The sequence below is a fragment of the Bradyrhizobium sp. BR14999 genome, from assembly GCF_056106085.1.
On sequence record NZ_CM148536.1, the window covers coordinates 3,488,994 to 3,509,426 of the forward strand.

General features: G+C 64.8%; 15 protein-coding genes and 2 pseudogenes. 6 read left to right on the plus strand and 11 right to left on the minus strand.

Annotation, left to right across the window (positions count from 1 at the left end; all coding sequences use genetic code 11):
- Window positions 1-261: 261 nt before the first annotated feature.
- The 3 genes from ACR9YP_RS16040 to msrA all read left to right on the plus strand — a co-directional run bounded on the left by ACR9YP_RS16040 (window position 262) and on the right by msrA (window position 2,230).
- A complete protein-coding gene (locus ACR9YP_RS16040; RefSeq protein WP_438106374.1) occupies window positions 262-951 on the plus strand; it encodes a VOC family protein in 690 nt (229 codons plus the stop codon).
- A gap of 168 nt (window positions 952-1,119) precedes the next feature.
- Window positions 1,120-1,542 (plus strand): OsmC family protein, encoded by a 423-nt coding sequence (locus tag ACR9YP_RS16045; RefSeq protein ID WP_438106375.1) that lies wholly within the window; start codon window positions 1,120-1,122, stop codon window positions 1,540-1,542.
- A gap of 172 nt (window positions 1,543-1,714) precedes the next feature.
- Entirely contained in the window at window positions 1,715-2,230 is a 516-nt protein-coding gene (msrA, locus tag ACR9YP_RS16050; RefSeq protein WP_438106377.1) for a peptide-methionine (S)-S-oxide reductase MsrA, read from the plus strand.
- Window positions 2,231-2,357: 127 nt separating this feature from the next.
- Here msrA and ACR9YP_RS16055 read toward each other — a convergent pair whose 3' ends face one another.
- Window positions 2,358-5,201 carry an ATP-binding protein gene (locus ACR9YP_RS16055; RefSeq protein ID WP_474220397.1) on the minus strand — a complete coding sequence of 948 codons (2,844 nt, stop codon included), beginning with the start codon at window positions 5,199-5,201 and terminating at the stop codon, window positions 2,358-2,360.
- A 292-nt stretch (window positions 5,202-5,493) separates the two neighbouring features.
- Here ACR9YP_RS16055 and ACR9YP_RS16060 point away from each other — a divergent pair, with 292 nt between their 5' ends.
- Window positions 5,494-6,483, plus strand: a complete 990-nt coding sequence (locus ACR9YP_RS16060; RefSeq protein ID WP_474220398.1) for a Bug family tripartite tricarboxylate transporter substrate binding protein — start codon at window positions 5,494-5,496, stop codon at window positions 6,481-6,483.
- Window positions 6,484-6,489: 6 nt separating this feature from the next.
- On the opposite strand, the gene ACR9YP_RS16065 is transcribed toward ACR9YP_RS16060, so the two are convergent.
- The 6 genes and pseudogenes from ACR9YP_RS16065 to ACR9YP_RS16090 all read right to left on the minus strand — a co-directional run.
- Window positions 6,490-7,650: an MFS transporter gene (locus ACR9YP_RS16065; RefSeq protein WP_438106383.1), complete on the minus strand. Its 1,161-nt coding sequence runs from the start codon at window positions 7,648-7,650 to the stop codon at window positions 6,490-6,492.
- 60 nt (window positions 7,651-7,710) lie between these two features.
- Entirely contained in the window at window positions 7,711-9,039 is a 1,329-nt protein-coding gene (locus ACR9YP_RS16070; RefSeq protein WP_438106385.1) for an ATP-binding protein, read from the minus strand.
- Complete coding sequence (locus ACR9YP_RS16075) at window positions 9,036-9,749, minus strand: response regulator (RefSeq protein ID WP_370987715.1); 714 nt, start codon at window positions 9,747-9,749, stop codon at window positions 9,036-9,038. Before ACR9YP_RS16075 ends, ACR9YP_RS16070 begins: the two co-directional genes overlap by 4 nt.
- A gap of 90 nt (window positions 9,750-9,839) precedes the next feature.
- A complete protein-coding gene (locus ACR9YP_RS16080; protein ID WP_474220401.1) occupies window positions 9,840-11,789 on the minus strand; it encodes a MacB family efflux pump subunit in 1,950 nt (649 codons plus the stop codon).
- 1 nt (window position 11,790) lies between these two features.
- Window positions 11,791-13,020, minus strand: coding sequence for an efflux RND transporter periplasmic adaptor subunit (locus tag ACR9YP_RS16085; RefSeq protein ID WP_474220402.1), 1,230 nt, complete (start codon window positions 13,018-13,020; stop codon window positions 11,791-11,793).
- Window positions 13,017-13,655: pseudogene (locus ACR9YP_RS16090) on the minus strand (TolC family protein); the annotation flags it as partial. The gene ACR9YP_RS16085 and the pseudogene ACR9YP_RS16090, both read right to left, overlap by 4 nt.
- Between ACR9YP_RS16090 and bamA the strand changes: the two are divergent.
- Both bamA and ACR9YP_RS16100 read left to right on the plus strand, forming a co-directional pair.
- Window positions 13,647-15,431: pseudogene (gene bamA, locus ACR9YP_RS16095) on the plus strand (outer membrane protein assembly factor BamA); the annotation flags it as partial. The pseudogenes ACR9YP_RS16090 and bamA sit on opposite strands and share 9 nt — an antisense overlap.
- 191 nt (window positions 15,432-15,622) lie before the next feature.
- Window positions 15,623-16,555, plus strand: coding sequence for a helix-turn-helix domain-containing protein (locus tag ACR9YP_RS16100; RefSeq protein WP_438106397.1), 933 nt, complete (start codon window positions 15,623-15,625; stop codon window positions 16,553-16,555).
- A 27-nt stretch (window positions 16,556-16,582) separates the two neighbouring features.
- Here ACR9YP_RS16100 and ACR9YP_RS16105 read toward each other — a convergent pair whose 3' ends face one another.
- From ACR9YP_RS16105 to ACR9YP_RS16120, 4 genes are all read right to left on the minus strand, one after another.
- Window positions 16,583-17,509: a catalase family peroxidase gene (locus ACR9YP_RS16105; protein WP_474220404.1), complete on the minus strand. Its 927-nt coding sequence runs from the start codon at window positions 17,507-17,509 to the stop codon at window positions 16,583-16,585.
- A 131-nt stretch (window positions 17,510-17,640) separates the two neighbouring features.
- Entirely contained in the window at window positions 17,641-18,873 is a 1,233-nt protein-coding gene (locus tag ACR9YP_RS16110) for a Zn-dependent hydrolase (protein WP_438106400.1), read from the minus strand.
- Window positions 18,866-19,651: an ABC transporter ATP-binding protein gene (locus tag ACR9YP_RS16115; protein ID WP_438106402.1), complete on the minus strand. Its 786-nt coding sequence runs from the start codon at window positions 19,649-19,651 to the stop codon at window positions 18,866-18,868. Before ACR9YP_RS16115 ends, ACR9YP_RS16110 begins: the two co-directional genes overlap by 8 nt.
- Entirely contained in the window at window positions 19,648-20,421 is a 774-nt protein-coding gene (locus ACR9YP_RS16120; protein WP_091896321.1) for an ABC transporter permease, read from the minus strand. The genes ACR9YP_RS16115 and ACR9YP_RS16120 overlap by 4 nt, the downstream gene beginning before the upstream one ends.
- Window positions 20,422-20,433 lie beyond the last annotated feature (12 nt).

Here is a 20,433-nt window from a genome sequence, read left to right on the forward strand (position 1 = left end):
AACTGGCCGAAAGTGGCGAAATCGCGTGGCGATCATCGAATGCAGGGGAATAGCCGTCACAAATTTTGCTTAAAGGCGAGCGATTTACGACGATGACTGCGACAATTCGTCAGCATGCTTGACCGTCGAGGTCGCGCTGTCCGCCGCCAGATTGCGATGCCGCCGATCATAACAGAATCTTGCAACGTCTAACGCGCAAAACGCGAGCGATGCATTCAGTATGGCCTTCGGGTTAAATCGTACTCCAACGGGGAGGTTATCATGGCCACTATCGAAATCGACCGTGACGTCGCGACCAAGCCTTCGACATCGCGTAGCCTTGATCTGAAGCTCGAAGTCGTCGTCATCCCCGTCTCCGATGTCGACCGCGCCAAGGCGTTCTACACGCGTCTCGGCTGGCGACTGGACGCCGACTTCGTGTCGGGCAGCGAGTGGCGCGTGATCCAGTTCACGCCGCCGGGCTCGGCCTGTTCGGTGATTTTCGGCAGGAACGTCACGGCGGCCGCGCCTGGTTCGGCGCGCGGCCTCTACCTGATCGTCTCCGATCTGGAGGCTGCACGACAATATCTGCTCGACCGCGGCATCGCCGTCAGCGAACCCTTCCACGGTGCCGGCGATGTTCACGCCGGTCCGGACGAGCCGTACCTGTTCGGCAGCGTCCGGGTCAGCGGTGCTGACCCGGAGCGCGGCAGCTACAGCTCGTTTGCCTCGTTCAGCGATCCCGACGGCAATGGCTGGCTGTTCCAGGAAGTCACGACACGATTGCCCGGACGCATCACGGCAGACGGCACGACGTTCGCCTCGCAGAGCGATCTGGCGGCGGCGTTGCGCCGTGCATCGGTTGCGCATGGTGAGCACGAGACGCGGATCGGCGGACACGACGAGAATTGGGCGGATTGGTACGCCGACTACATCGTGCGCGAGCAAGCCGGTCTACCACTGCCGTCCTGAGTTGAAGGCAGTCTTCCATCTTGCGCCAGTCATCGGACAAATCGGACGGAACCTCGGCGCCGCGTGACCGGTTGGAGAGGCGGCAGGCGCGAGGCCGCCGCCGTCTTCCACCGGCACGAGGTGCCGGGATCGGGCTGAACGATCCACAAACAAACAAGGAGAACCAGGATGATCCGCAAGGCAAAAGCAGTATGGAAGGGCACTGGTCGTGATGGCACGGGCCATCTCTCAGGTGAATCTGGCGTGCTCGCTGAGACGCCCTATTCGTTCAAGACCCGCTTCGAGAACGAGAAGGGGACCAATCCCGAGGAGTTGATCGCGGCGGCCCATGCCGGCTGTTTTACGATGGCGTTGGCCTTCGGCCTTCAAATGGCAGGCTTCACGCCGGAGGAGCTCTCGACCGAGGCAGCCGTCACGCTCGAGCCCGAAGGCAAAGGCTTCAAGATCAGCAAGTCAGCGCTCACCTTGCGCGCGAAGGTGCCGAACCTCGATGAAGCAGGTTTCGCGCGCCTCGCCGGCGAGGCCGAGAAGAACTGTCCGGTGTCCAAGGTGCTCAACGCCGCGATCACGCTCGACGCCAAGTTGGGCTAGCGGCGAGCTTTCAATTCGTGTCCATCCGGTTCTGGTTGGGAAACTGAAGCTGTCGACGCTTTGGGCCCATGAGAGGACCGGGTGGACAAATACCTGCCTTTCGGCCAGGCAGCCGAAAGCATATGATACGACAGGCGCAGAACGGACAGAGCGATCAATTGGGAGCGGACAGATGACGACAGAGCGCGCAGTTTTGGCCGGAGGCTGCTTCTGGGGCATGCAGGATCTGATCCGCAAGCAGCCAGGCGTGGTCTCCACACGCGTCGGCTACACCGGCGGCCAGGTGAAGAATGCCACCTATCGCAATCACGAGGGCCACGCCGAAGCGATCGAGATCATCTTCGATCCCGCAAAGACCAGCTTCCGGACCATGCTGGAGTTCTTCTTCCAGATCCACGATCCCACCACGCTCAATCGCCAAGGCAATGATCGGGGCACGAGCTATCGCTCCGCGATCTTCTATACCAGCGAGGCGCAGAAGCGCATTGCCGAGGATACGATCGCGGACGTCGAGGCGTCGCGCCTGTGGCCCGGCAAGGTGGTGACCGAGATCGCGCCGGCCGGCGAGTTCTGGGAAGCCGAGCCCGAGCACCAGGATTATCTCGAACGCTATCCGGACGGCTACACCTGCCACTTCATCCGGCCGGGCTGGAAGCTGCCGCAGCGCGCGGCTGCTGCCGGAGGCTAGAGCGTTATCGAGCGAAGTGGATACCGGTTCGCGTGAAGAAAACGCGTCAAAACAAGAATCTAGAGCTTCGGTTCTGATTCACCAGAACCGATCATGCTCTAGGCCGTCGCGGCGTCAGCGCGCGCGGTCAGGCGCGCAATTGCGCGATCAGATCGCGGGCAGTGCGTATATCGGCGATGTCTGCGCCCTCGGCGAACCTCCCGCAGACAGGGTCGAGAACCGCCAGTGCTTCTGCGCTTCGGCCGGCCCTGAACATGTATCGCGCGAGGCTGATAGCGCAACGCAGCTCCCAGAAGCGGGCGCCTTGCTGAACGGCCAGGTCCATGGCCTCGCGCAAACGTTCTTCGGCGTCGCCCGGGTGCCGCACACTCCTGAGCATCAATTCTGCCTTGATGCGGGTCAGTTCAGGCAGATACCAGAGCTCCTGCCGGTCGTTGCAGCGGGTCAGGACGTCGTCGATCACGTCGAGGCCGCGGTCGATCTGGTCGGTCTCCAGGAAGGCCGCCGCGAGTTCGCCGAGCAAGGGAAGAAATCGCGGCAGGAAGCGCGCATCGCCGGCGCGATTGAGCTCTTCGCGCAGCAGCGGCAGGCCCGTCGCGACGTCGCCTCGCTTGGCAATGACCGCTGCGTTGAAGGCTTTTGCCCACAAGCCCCACAGCCGGATCGCATGGCGCTCGGTGTGCTCGAGCAACTCGGTGCCGTGGCGCTCGGCGGCGTTGAAATCGCCGGCCCAGAACGCGATCGGGCAGGCGGCCTGTCCCAGCACGCTACAGAAGGTCAGGGCGTGGCCGTTGGCGCGGCCTTCCTCGATGTTCCTGGCGGCGAGCGCCTTGGCCTGATCGGCCAGGCCTTGCAGCCACAGGATGCGGGCGCGGAAATATTGCGTCGATATCCTGAGGTCGAGCGGGAAGATTTTCGGCTTCTCCGCCAGCACATGCAGCGACATGTTGACCCGATCGATGCGCACGCGCGCCTCGTCCTGGTCGCCGAGATAGTGCAGCGCGACGGCCATCAGCCGGTCGCCCAGCATGACATCGGTCTTGTCGGGTGAGTTCGCTGCCGCGTCGGCAAAGCGCTCGGCAAGCGTGCGGGCCTTGCCGAACTGCCCGTTGTTGAACTGGTCGATGCACAAACCCCACAGCGCGCGCAGCCGGAAATCCTTGTCATCGAGCCTGTCGGCCAGCTCAAGGGTCGTCTCCAGGATCGGACGCGCCTCGCGCGCGCGGCCTTCGCCATACATCAGCGACCAGCCAAGTGCCGACAGCAGCTGCATGCGGACACGGTCGTTGTCGCCGGCGTTGCCGAGCGCGGCGAGGGCCGTTCTGGTGCGCTCGCGGCATTCGGCGAACAAGGAAAGGCGCACCCACAGTGAGACCGCAACTGCGGTCAGGGCGATTCCCAGTGCAGCGTCGCCGTCGGGCGCGAAGGCCCAATCCAGCGCCGCGCGCACATTGTCCAGCTCTGCGCCGTAGATGTTCAGCCATTCGGGCAGCGGCGTTGTCGTGTCGGCCTCCGCGCGCTCGAAGAAATCGCGAAAATGCTCCGCATGGCGCCGCGCGAACTGCCTGTTTTCGCCGAGCTCGTGCAGCTTCGCGAGCGCGTAGGTGCGCGTTGTGTCGAGCAGGCGATAGCGCAGCGTTCGCGAACCGGACGGCGAGATCAGCGATTTGGTGACCAGGCTGTCGATCGCCTCCAGCGTCTCCGATTCGCTGAGGCCGTCGCCGGCCGCAACCGCGGCGGCCGCCTCCGGCGCAAAGGGCCCGGCGAAGACGGACAGCCGTCGCAAGGTGGCGCTCTCCGCCGCGGGCAGCAGATCGTAGCTCCAGTCGAGCGCGGCGGCGAGGGTCTGGTGTCGCGGCACGGCGGTGCGGCGCCCCCGCCATTGCAGCGAGAAGCGGCTGTCGAGCAGGGACGCGGTGCCGGCAATGCCGTACGCGTTGACGCGGCCTGCCGCGAGCTCGATCGCCAGCGCAATGCCGTCGAGGCGCCGGCAGATGCTGGCGACAAGCGGCGCCTCTTCGGCGCTGAGCTGGAACGGACCCGAGCTCTGCGCGATGCGCTCGACGAAGAGCTGAGCGGCGGGGTAGGCAAGGACATCGGCGACATCAAGGTCCTCGCGCTCCGGCGGACAATCCAGCGGGAAGAGCCTGAATATCCGCTCGCCTTCGCTGCGGAACGACTCGCGGCTGGTCGCGAGAACGCGAAGCTGCGGTGCTTCGCGAACGATGTGCTCGACCAGCGGCGCGAGCGCATCCAGCACGTGTTCGCAACTGTCGAAGATCAGCAAGGCCGGGCCGGTCTTCAGGAATGTCAGCAGGGCCGGCGTCGGATCCTCCGAGCTGATGGTCAGGCCGAGCGCCGAAGCAATGGTGGTCGCGATGTGGCTGGCGTCCCGCAACGGACTGAAGTCGACAAAGAAGACGCGCCCACCGAAATCCTGGGATCGGCGATGCCCGACGGTGACGGCGACGGCGGTCTTGCCGATGCCGCCCGGGCCGACCACGGTCATGAAGCGATGCAGCGAAAGTCCATTGGAGATCTTCTCGATGACTTCCTCTCGTCCGATCATCTTCGCGAGCTGAGCGGGCAGGGAGCGAGGAAGCGCGGTTTTGGCGGAGGGTGGGGCGATCTGCGGCGCCGCTTGCGCGAACGAGGCGACGAAGCAATAGCCGCGGCCGGGTACATTGACGACATAACGGGCCGACTTGCCGGTATCGCCGAGCACCTTGCGCAGCGCTGCGACATGAAAGCGCAGACTGCCTTCGTCGACATTGACGTCGGCCCAGATGCGCTTGACAAGCTCGCGCTTGTCGATGACTTCGCCGGGACGCTCGGCCAGGAAGATCAGAATGTCGAGCGCGCGGCCGCCGACGTGAAGCGGCGCGCCCTCCTTCTCCAAGAGCCGGGACTTGGGAAACAGCCGAAATGGCCCAAATGAAATGGCTGAGTCTTGGTTACTATGTGCTGGCACGCGCCATTGCCCCCTCGCGGGAGTCAAAAGGTATTTCGTTCTGGTCTAGCAGAACGAGGCGCCGAGTAAACTGGCCGAAAGCCGCATGACTGGCAGACCTGCGCAGATGGCTTGGGTCGGCCTCGGCTGATTGAAATAATTCTTGAAAAGGAATGGGTTAGACCAGCATGCCACGGCGGTGATGCTGCCGCTCGATCGGACCGGAGCATTGACGGCGGTCGCGGATTGCTGCGATGGGATGACGGGGAGCCGGTCCTGCCTCGACAGTAACTCCCGCTTCCGGAATTCGAACATGCCTTCCTTCTCGCGGCGACGGTTCGTCTCTGCGCTATCGGGCGCAGCGGCGCTGGCGACCATCCCACGCAGCGGACAAGCCGCCGACTATCCGTCCCGTCCCATTCGACTGGTGATTCCCTACGGGGCTGGCGGATCGGGTGACCAGATCGGGCGCCCATGGGTCGACAAGATGTCAGCGCTGCTCGGGCCGACCTTCGTCGACTATATCGGCGGCGCAGGCGGCGCGATCGGGACTGCCGCGGTTGCGCGCGAGGAGCCCGATGGCTATTCGCTGCTGCTTGGAAACGGCAGCACGCAGGTCATCATTCCCTTGACCTCGGCAAATCACGGCTATTCCGTCGGCGATTTCCGCGCCATCTACCGCCTGATCAACAGCGCACTGGTTTTCGCCGTCCATCCTTCCGTACCCGCGGCCAATCTGCGCGAGTTGATCGCCTATGCGAAGGACAATCCGGGAAAGCTGTCCTACGGGACGCCCGGCGTCGCCACCGGAAATCACCTGGTCGGCGAATCCTTCAAGCAGCAGGCCGGCGCGCTCGACATCGTCCACGTGCCCTATCGGGGCATCGCGCAGGCGACCAATGATCTCGTCAGCGGCCAGATCTCGCTCGTCATTGCCGTCATGTCGGTCCAATTGCAGCAGCTGAGCCAAGCCGGCAAGATCCGGTTGCTCGCGGTCACCACCGAAAGGCGGCTGAGCGGCGCGCCTGATATCCCGACGGCCGTCGAATCCGGCATGCCGGATCTCAGATATGAGGGCTGGTTCGGACTGTTCGCGCCCAAGCGCACTGATGATGCGATCATCGATCGGATCGCCCAGGCTACGCGGTTGGCCATGGCCGATGCCGCGCTCCAGGCAAGCTACCGTGCTCAAGGCATGGAGCCGGACGCCGATTCAAGCCCCGAAAAATTCCAGCGCATCGTCGAGGCGACAACGGCAAGCCTGGCGCCCGTGATCAAATCGATTGGACTGAATCAGTTGTGAGGCCGCTCACGCGCTGACGCGCGATGTCCGGCGTTGCTCCTTCGTGACGACGCCTGCCGACAGCGTGACGAGACCCATCAGCGCGGCCAGCAGCCAGAACGCCGTTGGCAGCCCACTGACGCGAGCAACGAAGCCGACGCCGGCGGGGCCGATGAGGATGCCGGCATAGCCGGCGGTCGTGATCGCCGCGACTGCGAGGCCCGTGGGCATGGCGGTCTGCTTGGCCGCCCGGCGGAACAGCACCGGCACCAGGTTCGATGCGCCGAGGCCGATGAGCAGGAAGCCGGCTATGGCCACCGCCGCGATCGGAGCCGTGAGCAGGACCACGAAGCCCGCGATGGCGATGAGGCTTCCCCACAACAGCGTCGTGCGGTCGCCGATGCGCGCGACGACAGCGTCGCCGCCGAGCCGCCCCACCGTCATCGCGATCGAGAACACGATATAGCCGGCGCCGCCTTGTGCCTCCGAGACGAGGCCCGCGCCGATGACGAGCAGCGCTCCCCAATCGAGCATCGCGCCTTCGACGAGAAAGGTGATGGCGCCGAGCAGCGCGAGCAGCAGCACGGAGCCGTGCGGCAGCACGAACAGCGGACCCTCCTGCACCTGCGCCGAACGCAGCAGACGCGGCCAGGTCACCAGCATGGCAAACAGCATGAGGATCGAGCAGATCAGCGTGCAAGTGAGCGCGCCGAGTTGCAGCGAGAGCAGTGCCGTCATCAGCGCGGACCCGGCGAAGCCGCCGATGCTGAACAAAGCGTGGAAGCCGGACATAAGCGGGCGCTTCGCGGCGCGCTCCACCTCCACCGCGTGGATGTTCATCGCGACGTCGATCGAGCCGAGCGCGGCGCCGAACGCAAAGAGCGCCAGCGCCAGCGCTGCTGGCGAGCTCGCGATCGCGAGCAGCGGCAGGACCAGGGCGAGACCGAGCCCGCCCGCAATGATGATCGGCCTGCTGCCGTAGCGCGCACTCAGGATTCCGGTGAGAAGCATGGCGAGGACCGAGCCGATGCCGAGGCTGAGCAGCAGCAGCCCGAGGACGCCATCATCGACGCCGAGCCGCGTCTTCGCGAACGGCACCAGCGGCGCCCAGCACGCGATGCCGAAGCCCGCGACGAGGAAAGCGAGCCGAGTCGCAAGGCGCGTCGACGGCCGGTCGGCAGAATGCATGGGAACTCCGGGGAAGCAGTCGGGGTAGGGTGCTCCAGAAGCCCCAGAATTGCCGCGCCTTTATGTCCGAGGCTTGCCCGAATTGTCGCAGGCAGCGCTCGAAAGCTGTAAGCGGACGCGCAGGCCCCTGGGCTTATTGTCGAGCAGTTGAAGCGTTCCATCATGTGCGATCACGATCGCCTGCGCGATCGAAAGCCCGAGGCCGAATCCGGCCCTCTCGTCCATGTTGCGGGCGTCCTCTCCGCGTACGAAGGGCTCCAGCATCGCCACCTTCCTCTCATCGGGAATGCCGGGTCCGTCGTCGGAGACGTCGATGACGATCTCGTTTCCGGGCGTCGACAGCTCGACGCGGACGTCGGTTCCGAATCGCGTTGCGTTCTCGACCAGATTGGTGACCGCGCGAATGATCTCGTCCGGCCGCATGACGAACGCGGCACGGTCGGGGCCGGAATAAGTCACGGCGTGTCCGCAATCCGAGAACTGCTCGCAGACCATTTGAAGGAGCGCGGCAACGTCCACCAGGGTCGGCTTGACAGAGCTTTCGTTGCGCAGCAACGAGAGCACCGATTCGAGCATCGATTGCATCTGGTCGAGGTCGCGCACGGTCTGCATGCGCTGCGCCGCATCCTCGATATATTCCGAGCGCAACCGCAGCCGCGTGATCGGCGTGCGCAGGTCATGGCTGATGGCTGCGAGCATGCGGGTTCTGTCGTTCATCAGCGTGGTGATGCGCTCGCGCATCCGGTTGAGCGCTCTTGCCGCGGACCTGATCTCCTCTGGACCGTTTTCGGGTAGCGGCGCAGACGATCCGTTCAAGCTGAAGTCCTCTGCCGCGCGCGCGAAGGCCGACAAGGGCGAGGAGAGCGCGCGACCGGCCCAGACGCCGAGCAGCGTCACGCTCGCCACCAGGAACAGCAACGTAGAGGTCCAGAGGCCGCTGACGAAGGCCGGCATTTTGGGCGATCCGATCGTAGCCTCGAGCACGTCGTCCTTTGAGAGGTGAAACCACACACGATCGTGTTCTGACGTGCTGCCGCGAATGAGGTCGACCTCACCGTCGAGCGGCGACGGGACGTTCAATGTCCGCTCCGGCAATGGCACGGTGGAGGCGGAAACGCCTTCCAGCAATTGAAGCTTCAACGCGGGAAAGGTTCGGCTGACGTTCTCGAGAACAAGAGCTCGCTCGGCTTGTGGCGTGTTGGCGATGATCCGAACGATCAGCGCAAACTGCTCGAGCGGCCTGTCAGCTAGAATTTTCGGACGGTTGAGCAGGAAATAGCCGGCGATCAGGACATGGATCAGGACCAGCGATACCAGCACCAGGGCCGCGATCTGGCCGCTGATCCGCCTGAAGCTGAACAGCGTGACGATGTCGGCGGCGCGGCTCATGCTTCCTCCACCACCGGCGTGAAGATGTAGCCGCCGGTGCGGACGGTCTTGATCACGGACGTCCCTTCCGTGCGGTCGAGCTTGCGGCGCAGGCGGCTGACCAGCACGTCGATGCTGCGGCCAAAGCTTGCGCCGGCACGTCCGCGCGTCATGCTGAGCAGGCTGTCACGGGTCAGGATGCGGCCGGCCCGTTCGCAGAAGGCTTGCAGCAGGTCGAACTCGGCGCTGGTCAGCGGCACCTGCGCGCCCTCGGGATCGCGCAATTCCCGCAAGCGCAGATCGATCGTCCAGCCCTGGAATTTCAGCCGGCTCGCCGTCGCGCTGGCCGCAAGGCCGCTCGATTGCCGGCGCAGGACGGCGTTGATCCTGGCGAGGAGTTCGCGCGGGTTGAAGGGTTTCGGCAGATAGTCATCGGCTCCCATCTCGAGGCCGAGGATCCGGTCGAGATCCTCGCCCCTCGCGGTGAGGATGATGATCGGGGTCGTGGAGTCCATGCGTAGGCGACGGCAGAGGCTCAAGCCGTCCTCGCCCGGTAGCATCAGGTCGAGCACGATTAGATCGACGCGGTTCTGCGCCAGGTGACGGTCCATCTCTTTGCCGTTCGTGACGGCGTCGACCGAGAATTTGTGATCGCGCAGATAGCGCGCGATGAGGTCGCGAGTCTGCTGATCGTCTTCGACGATCAGGATGCTCTGCGTGCCGTTTGTCATGATTGAGATCGCATCGGGGCTGCCGATCGTTGGTCGATGTGCGGACGATTGTCTCGTCCGAAGAACTACGGTCATGGGGCAATCCTACGGTCAGTCACGGCTCAACGCCACCACGGGGTCGAGGAAGGCGGCCCGCCGGGCCGGGAAGAAGCCGAAGGCGATCCCGATCCCCGTCGAGGTCAGGAACGCCGCGCCGATCGAGAACGGCGAATAGCTGACCTGGAATCCCGGGATCGCGATGTTGATCACGGTCCCGAGCAGGATCGCGACGACAATGCCGGCGATGCCGCCGATGGACGAGATCAAGGTCGCCTCCACCAGGAACTGCTGGAGGATGTCGGTGCGCCTGGCGCCGACCGCCATGCGTACGCCGATCTCGCTGATCCGCTCCGAAACGGACACCAGCATGATGTTCATCACGCCGATGCCGCCGACGATCAGCGAGATCACCGCGATCGCCGCCACGAGGAAGGCCAGGGTCTGCGTGGTGCGGCGGATGTCGTCGGTGTTGAGGATGACGAAATCCTTGACGTTGTGCCGCCGTGTTAGCAGCGTGGTGACCGCATCCTGCGCCAGCGCGGTCGAGATCTCGTCGCTGATCCGGAGCAGGATGCTGCGGAGCGAGCGGTCGCCCGTGAACTGCGCCTGCACGGTGGTGTAGGGAAGATAGACCGAGAGGTTCTGGTTCGAACCGAAGCCGCCCTGCTGCTGGGCGATGACGCCGACGATGCGGCAGGGCACCTTGCCGAGCCAGATGACGCGGCCGATGCCTGAGGTCTGGTCGTCCGCGAAGAAGGTCTTGCGGGTATTGTCGTCGATGACGGCCTGCCGCTCGATATTGCGGACCGCATCGGTGTCGAACAGGCGTCCTTTCGCCAGCTTGGCGCCCTTGACCTGGAAATAGCTCTCGCCGACGCCGTTCACCAGCACGTTGGATTCGTTGCCGCGGTACCGAACGGTGGTGCTGGTGGAGACCGTCGGCGTGACCCCGGCAATGAAGCTCTGGCGGTCAAGCGCGCGGGCATCGTCGAGCACCAGCGTCTTGATCTTGCCGGCACGGGCATCACCAAAGTCCTTGCCCGGAAAAACCTCGATCGTGTTGGTGCCGAGGCTTGCGATATCGGACAGCACCTTGCGCTGCGAGGCGTTGCCGAGCGCGACGACAGACGATACCGCCGCGATGCCGATGATGATGCCGAGCATCGTCAGGAAGGCGCGCAGCCGGTGCGCGGCCATCGCCACCAGCGCCATCCGCGATGCTTCGCGCAGCCGTCGCCACGCACCGGACCAGCCGGAGTCGCCGTCCCAGGACGTCCGGACAATCGGAGCGGACGGCTCCGCGATGACGGCGGTCGCGGCGCGGCGGTCGGCGGCGATCCTGCCGTCGCGCAGCTCGATGATGCGCTCGGCCCGCGCGGCGACCTCGGAATCGTGGGTGACGATGATGATCGTTCGCCCCTCGCGGTGCAGCTCGCCGAGGATACGCAGGATTTCCTCGCCGCTACGTCGGTCGAGCGCGCCGGTGGGCTCGTCCGCCAGGATGACCTCGGCCCCGTTGATCAGTGCGCGCGCGATCGAGACGCGCTGCTGCTGGCCCCCCGAAAGTTGGTTCGGGCGATGGCCGCGCCGGTCGTTCACGCCCAGTCTTGCGAGCAGCTTCTCTGCGCGCGTGCGGCGCTCCCGGGCCTTCATTCCGGCATAGACGGCGGGGATCTCGACGTTCGCGCCAGCCGAGAGGTCGCCGAGCAAATGATAGCGCTGGAAGATGAAGCCGAAATGCTCGCGGCGCAGCGCCGCCAGCGCATCGGCATCGAGCTCGGAGACGTTCTTGCCGGCGACCCGATAGGTGCCGGAGGTCGGACGGTCGAGGCAGCCGAGGATGTTGAGCAGGGTCGATTTGCCCGATCCGGACGAGCCGATGATCGCGACCATCTCGCCGGGCTGGATGCTGAGCGAGAAGTCGTCGAGTGCGATCACACTTGTGTCGCCGGCTGCGAACTCACGCCGGACGTTCTGAAGCGCGATGATCAGATCGGTCATGTCACGGACCTCCCGGCGGGCCGCCCGGCATGCCGTGCGATGCGGTCTGCTCGTTCGCTTCTCCGGTGACGACCCGTTCGCCCTCGTCGAGACCGGACCTGATCTCGACCGTGGTGCGGTCGTTGAGGCCGGTCTTGACCTCGCGCTTGCGAACGTCACCCGACGCGTCGAGGGTGCGGACGGTGCTGCGGCCGTCGGATTTGCGTGTCAACGCAAGCGCGGGGATGACCTTCACGCGTTTGGCCTCGCCGGTGACGATATGCACCTCGGCGGTCATGTAGGTTCGTAGCGCAAGGTCCTTGTTCGGGACGTTGAAGACACCGATGTAGTAGATCGCCGTGCTGGTCGAGCTCGACGAACTCGTGCTCGAGGTCGAATTGGTGGTGGTCGAAGAGAAGCTGGCGTCGCTCTTGATCGATTCGGGCGCCGGCTCGATCTGCTCCAGCCGCGCCTCGTAGCGATGGTCCTGGTCGCCGAGAATGGTGAAGTAGAGCGATTGCCCGGGCCTGACCTTGACGATGTCAGCCTCGGAGATCTCCGCCCGCACGGTCATCGTCTCGAGCTGGCCGAGCACGACGATGGTCGGCGCTGACTGCACCGCGTTGACGGTCTGTCCCTCCTGCACCACGGTGGCGAGCACGGTGCCGTCGATCGGTGCGGTGATGCGGGTGTATTCGAGGTTCACCCGCGCCGTCTCGACGCTGGCCTCGGCACCCACGATCAGCGCCTCCAGGGCCGCGATCTGGGCCCGGGTCTGGCGCACGGTCGAATCCGCGCTGTCGAAATCGCTGCGCGACGTCGCACGCTGCGCCAATGTCGCTTGCTGGCGCGCAAGGTTGGCCTCGGCCAGCACGAGCGCAGCCTCTTTCTCGACCTTCTGTGCACGGTAGTTCTTCAGCGACGCCTCCGCGCTGCGCAAATCGTTCTGCTTGGTGACGGGATCGATCTGGGCGATAACGTCCCCGGCCTTGACGCTGTCGCCGACGCGCACGTTGAGCGCGGTGATCCGGCCCGACACTTGCGCGCCAACAGCGGTCAGTCGCGCCGGCTTCAGCGTGCCGCTCGCGAGCACCTCCTCGCGCAAATCGCTGACGGTGACGGGCGCGGTGATGTAGGATTGCGCCTTGCTCGGTGTTCCCGGAAAGCGCGTCGCCGCGACGACGCCGGTGACTACGGCGACAATGAGCGCGGCAGTGATCTTCAGCCGCCTGGCGGTGATGATGGCAGTCACTTGACCGTCTCCCGCCAGTGAGGTCCCGTGCCCGCGTCGACGATAATCGGCGTCGATACATCGATTGGATCGGTCCAGCCGCCGCCAAGCGCCTTTGCCAGCGCGATGTAGTCCTTGGCCGCCGACACCTTGCTCTGGATCAGTGAATCTTCGGCTGAATAGAGCGAACGCTCGGCGTCCAGCACGTCGATGAAGCTGGCGCTGCCGGTCTCGAACAGCGATCGCGACAGGCGCGCAGCCTCGCGATAGTTCTTGGCTGCTTCGGACAGCTTGGTGGCGCGTATCCGTTCGCGCGACAGCGAAACCAGCGCGTTCTCGACATCCTCGAGCGCGGTGAGCAGGGTCGAATGGAAGGTGGCGAAGGCCTGGTCGCGTTGCGCTTCGGCGATCCTGACCGCCGCCTGTCGCTTGCCGGCGTCGAACACCGGCACGGTGACCGAGGGGCCGACCGACCAGCTCACGCTGGAATATTTGGCGAGATCGCCGGCCCGCAGCGCCGACGTGCCAACCGAGCCGGTCAGCGACACCGCCGGGTAGCGGTCGGCTTCGGCTTGCCCGATCTTGGCGGTCGCCTGCGCCAGCTTGCGCTCGGCACTTGCCACGTCGGGACGGCAGGTCAGGAGATCGACGTCCAGGTCGTGGCCGCGCTCACCGAATACGATCCGGAGAAGAAGGGCTTTCTCGTTACCTTCAAGATCGAGGAAGGACAGCAATATCGGGTCGGAGCGGTGAATTTCCGCTCCAGCATTCCCGATTTCGATGCAGGCTCGCTGCGTACCTATTCGCGCGTCAATGTCGGCTCGCTCTACAACGTCGAATCGGTCGAGAAGTCGACCGAGGAGATGCAGATCGAGGCCTCGCGCCGCGGTTACGCCTTCGCCGTGGTCCGTCCCGGCGGCGACCGCAATTTCGAGGCCCACACCGTCTCGGTCGTGTTCAACATCGACGAGGGACCGCGCACCTATATCGAGCGCATCAATTTGCGCGGCAACACCCGCACGCGCGACTACGTGATCCGCCGCGAATTCGACCTCTCGGAAGGAGATGCCTACAACCGCGCCCTGGTTGACCGCGCCGAGCGGCGGCTGAAGAACCTCGACTACTTCAAGAGTGTCAAGATCGTCACCGAGCCCGGCTCCTCCAGCGACCGCGTCATCCTGATCGTCGACATGGAAGAGAAATCGACCGGCGATTTCTCGATCTCGGGCGGTTACTCCACGGCGGATGGCGCACTGGCCGAGGTCTCGGTCTCCGAGCGTAACCTGCTCGGCAAGGGACTCTACGCCAAGGCGTCCGTCAGCTATGGCCAGTACTCGCGTGGCATATCTTTATCCTTTGTCGAGCCCTACCTGCTCGACTATAGGCTGGCGCTCGGATTCGACACCTACTGGCGCCAGCAATTGTCGAACAGCTATACGAGCTATGGCGTGACGACGCTGGGCTTCTCTCCGCGCCTGGGCTTTGCGTTGCGCGAAGATCTCTCACTCCAGCTCCGCTACTCGCTCTATCAGCAGAGCATCACGCTCGCCAGCGCGTACAATAATTGCAACAACAACGCATCGAACACGTCACTGGCCTTTAACCCGACGCCGGCCTACATCAGAAATGTTCTGGGCGGCGTCGACCCGACCAATTCCACGGATTCGGGTGTTTACGGTTACGGCTGCTACGGCGACGGCGAGTCGAGCCTGCCGGTCCGGAAAGAACTGGCGAACGGCGCGACCTGGACGTCGGCGCTCGGCTACACCTTGAACTACAACACGCTCGACAACACCAAGAACCCCACCGACGGGTTGCTGATCGACTTCCGGCAGGATTTCGCCGGGGTCGGCGGCGATGTGACTTATCTGAAGACTGCGATTGACACGAAGTATTACACGCCGCTCGTGTCCGAGATCGTCAGCGTGATCCACCTTCAGGGTGGCATCCTCAACAAGATCGGCGACCAGGATCTGCGCATGCTCGACCATTTCCAGATGGGACCGAACCTCGTGCGCGGATTCGCTTCGAACGGCATCGGTCCGCGTGACATCACTTACTGGAGCCTCGGCGCGAGCGGCGATGCGCTCGGCGGCACGAAATACTGGGGCGCGTCGATGGAGTTGCAGATGCCGTTCTGGTTCCTGCCCAAGGAGGTCGGCCTGAAGGGTGCGATCTACGCCGATGCCGGCTCGCTCTGGGGCTATCAGGGGCCAACGTCATGGACGGCCACCGGCGAAATCAACACGGCGGCCTGTCCGACCTGCGGATTGCAATATGACGACGGCAATGTGGTGCGATCGTCGGTCGGCGTCGGCCTGATCTGGGCCTCGCCGTTCGGGCCGCTGCGCTTCGACTATGCCGTGCCGATCACCAAGGGCAAATACGACATCGTCCAGGAGTTCAGGTTCGGCGGCGGCACGTCGTTCTAGCGATGCGGCGCCGGCACCGCGATTCTCGTGTCGCGTGACGCGCGTTCGCCATTTGATCGTGCGTTTGTGAAAACGTGTGAAGCTCGCCTCGTGCGCGCACGTGGACAGTCGCTTGCGGATGTTGGATAATGCGCGACTGAAATTGCAGGACACTGTGGCCTGCACTCGGCTTCCACAGAAAGGCAAATCCGATGACGCAAGCAGGCGCCTATGGACAGAGGCTCGGGCAGTTCCTGCGTCTGAAGGAGGCGCCGCCGGCCCTGGTCACGCGCTCGCTGCGCAGCGCCGAGCTCGCGGTCACCGAAACCCGGAATGATCACCCGGTGCCCGGCCTGTCCGGTTCGCTGACCGCCGAAGATGCCTTTCTCGTCAGCCTGAAGCTTCACGACTACCCGGATTGCGAGCTCTGGGAGCGTGGCAAGTGTATCATGAAGGCGGACGTCCACGCCGGTACGACTTATCTCTACGACCTCAAGCGCGATCCGCGCTATGTGATCGACAAGCCGTTCCACTCGCTGTTTTTCTACATTCCGCGTTCGGCACTCGACAGCATCTCCGAGCAGTGCAATGCGTCGCGGATCGACGAACTCGACTGTCAGATCGGCGTCGGCCATGACGACGGAATCATCCGCCACATCGGCGCGTCGCTGCAGCAAGGCCTGCGCAGGCCGGACGAGGCCAACCAGCTTTTCATCGACCACATGATGCTCGGGCTGACCGCCCATGTCGCCCAGACTTATGGCGGGCTCCAGCGCACGGCCGGACCCACCCGCGGCGGGCTCGCTCCGTGGCAGGCGAAGCGTGCCTGCGAGAGACTGGAATCCGACCTCGGCGGCAAGCTCTCGCTGCAGAAGATCGCGACCGAGCTTGACCTCTCGGTCAGCCATTTCTCCCGCGCATTTCGAATTTCCGTCGGCATGCCGCCGCACCAATGGCTGCTTCATCAGCGGGTGAAGGCCGCCAAGCAGTTGATGACCGTTCGCGACCTGCCGCTGACGGAGATCGCGATCTCGGCCGGGTTCGCCAACCAGAGTCACTTCACGCGCGTGTTTTCCTCGATTGCCGGCGTCAGCCCGGCGGTGTGGCGCCGCGAGGCGCTCGGCGTCTTGCGCGCCGGGACGTGACCCCGCTGATCTGGGGCGCCAGTGCCCTCAACGGCGTTTCGCCAGTGAAATGGCGTAGGCGGTGCGCCGCGCCGCAAAGATCTCGTCCGGCGGATGACCGATGCCATCGGCGAGATCGGCCGGATTGAAGATGGAGGCGTCGCAAGCCCGGTTCGGCTCGAACCCCGTGATCACGATCGTACCCAGACGCACCTCTTCGCGGCTGTCCTCGTCCGGCCAGCGTATGGTCACGTCCATGACGGGGTCGCCGGGACGGTCGAGCAGCGCCATCACGTTGAAGCGGACATCGCCGGTAGCGATCCGCGTGTTCAGGTCGTCGTGCAGGAAGTGGGCCGGCTTCGTCTCGGCTTCCTGCTCGGTCAGCGTGATGTCGTCGCCGACCGGGGCGACCTTGAACTTGATGAACCGCGTCTCGCCTCGCGCGCTGGTCGCAGGAAAGGCGTGCACGCCCCAATAGGTCGTGCCGGCAAAACTCCCGGGCAGCCGGCGCGCGGCGACGTAGTTCGCCTGATTGAGCGTTTCGGGATTAGCCGCCGAGAAAGCTGCGACCTTCGCCTCATCTGGCCTGCCGTCCGGCCCGGGGATGCGCGCCTCGAGGAAGGCCAGCATCTGGTCGGGCGTCCTTGCAAAATGCACGGGAGCGCTTTCCGTGAGGATGTCGGATCGATGATCCCCGTCGCCCAGTCTGAAGCTGAAGCCGCGCAGCACGTGGTTGTCGGTATCAGCGACGTTAGGATTGCCGCCGCCCACCGAGAAGCGTGCCAGCACGCGCGATGGTCTCGTGAAGCTCCGCGATCTCGTGACGTCCCCCGCGCGGTCCGACGGGGTGTAGGTGCCGCGAACACACCGGCCCTTCGCGAAGCTCGCACGCACTTTCGGCGGATTGCCGGCGACCGCCTTCAGGGCGCCGACGATGGAGGCGGGTGTTGCGACGCCGTTCGGGCTCTCTGACAAGGCGGACCTCTCGCATGCGAGCCCCGCTTCTAGGCACGCTTCGGGTCATGAGTTTTTCCCAAAGCGGGCACGATTTGCCCGATCCCGCCACGATCGATGCTCGATCGATCGGGCAGCGACGACCCGTATGCTCAGCCGCCGAGAATGCGGCGGCAGGCGTCGACGAACACCTCTGCGCCGGTGACGATGTCGGCATCGGTGGTGTTCTCGGTCCAGTGATGGCTGATGCCGCCGATCGATGGCACGAACAGCATCGCCGCGGGCATGATCGTTGCCAGCATCTGCGCATCGTGGCCGGCGCCGCTGGGCATGCGGACCGACCGGCCACCGGCCAGGGCCTTGCTCGCCGCTTCGATGGCATCCTGAAAGCCAGCGTTCATCATGGCCGGCGCGCCGGTGCGTAGTTTCTCCACCGTGACGGTGCAGGGGCCCTTCGCGTTGACCTCGTCCGCCATGGTCTGCAGCAACTGCTCGAGCCGCGCGATGATCGCCGGGTCGTCGTCGCGGATCTGGAACAGCATTTCTGCTCCACCCGGAATGATGCTGGGTGCGCCGGGATCGAGCGTGATGCGACCGGTGGTCCACACCGTGCGCGGGCCGCAGGCATCGGGCAAACGTTCGTCGACCGCGACACAGAATTTGGCCAGCGCCAGGCCGGCATCCTTTCGCACGGCCATGCGGGTGGTGCCGGCGTGGTTCTGCTCGCCGACGAAGTTGATCCGGTATTGCCAGATCCCGACGATGGAGGTCACGACGCCGATCGCGAGGCGGCCGCTTTCGAGCGTGTCGCCCTGTTCGATATGCGCCTCCAGATATCCGACGTGCCGGCCTGGCGGGGCGGTGATGCGCGGGCGCCCCGAGAGCCCCATCTCGGCGAGTGCATCGCGCATGGTGCGGCCGCTGGTGCGGTCGCGGGCAGCATCGACGTCGGCCTCGGTCACCTGGCCGACATAGGAGCGCGAGCCGAGGAAATGCCCAAAATGTCCTTCCTCGTCGCACCAGGCGGCGACCTCGACCGCGCCCTTGAACGAGGGATCGGCATTGAGCACGCGTGCGGCTTCGAGCGCATAGACGACGCCGAGCGGACCGTCGAGCCAGCCGGCGTAATTCTGGCTTTCCAGATGCGATCCCGCCAGCAGCTTCGGCCCGGGCTTTGCGCTGGTACCGAAGACATTGCCAATGCCGTCGATCGTGGCGGAGAGGCCGGCGTCGGGCAGCTTTCGCACCAGCCAGTCCAGCGAAAGCCTGTGCGGCTCGGAGAAGGTCGGCTTGTGCACGCCGGTCTTATAGGCGCCGATTGCGCGCAGCGCATTGAGGTCGGCGAGGACGCGCTTCCCGTCGGCGCGGGGCTGGGTGTCAGGCATGTTCGGCAACTTTCAGCGCCTCGGTGCGGATCTCCTCGACCAGCCGCTCCTTGAGCTGGACGAATTCCGGCGTGGTCTTGATCTTGTAGGAACGCGGATGCGGCAGGTCCACATGGATCTCGGCCTTGATGCGGCCGGGGCGCGCGCTCATGACGATAACGCGGCTGCCGAGGAAGATCGCCTCCTCGATGTCGTGGGTCACGAACAACACGGTCTTCTGGTCGCGCTCCCAGATCCCGAGCAGCATCTCCTGCATCAAGGCGCGGGTCTGGTTATCCAGCGCGCCGAAGGGCTCGTCGAGCAGCAGGATTTTCGGATCGTTGGCGAGCGCGCGGGCGATCGCCGTGCGCTGCTGCATGCCGCCGGAGAGCTGCTTGGGCCAGTGGTTCTCGAAGCCGGATAATCCGACCTGGCGGATGAAAGCGTCGGCGATCCTGTTCCGCTCGTCTTGCGACACGCCGCGCTCGCGCAGGCCGAAGGCGATGTTCTCGCGTACGGTCAGCCAGGGGAACAGCGTGTAGGACTGGAACACCATGCCGCGATCGGCGCCTGGGCCGGTCCCCTCGCGCCCGTCAAGCGTGACACGCCCGCTGGTGGGGCGATCGAGGCCAGCGACGATGCGGAGCAGCGTGGACTTGCCGCAGCCGGACGGGCCGAGGATGGTGACGAAGTCGTTGTTGCCGATGACGAGATCGGTCGGCTCCAGCGCCCTGGTCGGCGCATTGCCGTGGCGCGCAGGAAAGGTGCGCGAGACCTGCTCGATCTTGAGGATCGTCATGCGAGCCTCCACGGAAACAGCCAGGCGTTGAACGCCTTGAACATGAAGTCCGAGAGGAGGCCGATCAATCCGATCACGATGATGCCGAAGATGATCTGGCCGGTGTTGAGCAGCGCCTGGCTGTCGGTGATCATGTGGCCGATGCCCGAGGACGAGCCGATCAGCTCGGCGACGATGACATAGGTCCAGGCCCAGCCCAGCACCAGTCGCAAAATTTCTGCGATCTCCGGCGCGGAGGAGGGCAGCAGCACGCGGCGGATGATGCCGCGGTCGCTGGCCCCGAGCGTATAGGCCGCCTCGACCAGATCACGCCGCGTCGCTCCGACCGTCACGGCGACCATCAGGATGACCTGGAACACCGAGCCGATGAAGATGACGAGCAGCTTCTGCAATTCCCCGATGCCGGCCCAGAGGATCAGGAGCGGAATGAAGGCGGACGCAGGCAGATAGCGCGCGAAGGAGACGAACGGCTCCAGGAACGCTTCGACCGGCTTGTAGGCCCCCATCAGCACGCCGAGCGGCACAGCGATGATTGCCGCGAGTGCAAAGCCGCCGACGACGCGCCAGACCGTCATGCCGATGTCGTACACGAAGCCCTGCTTGGCTAGCAGATCATAACCTTCCTGCACCATGGTCAGCGGGTTCGCGAGGAACGTCTTCGACACATGGCCGCCGAGCGTCGCCCAGGACCAGAGGGCAACGAACAGCACGAAGAATGCAAGGCCGTACGCCATACGTTGCTTCGATGTCACGGGATCCAGGGGACGCATCAAACTGTCTAT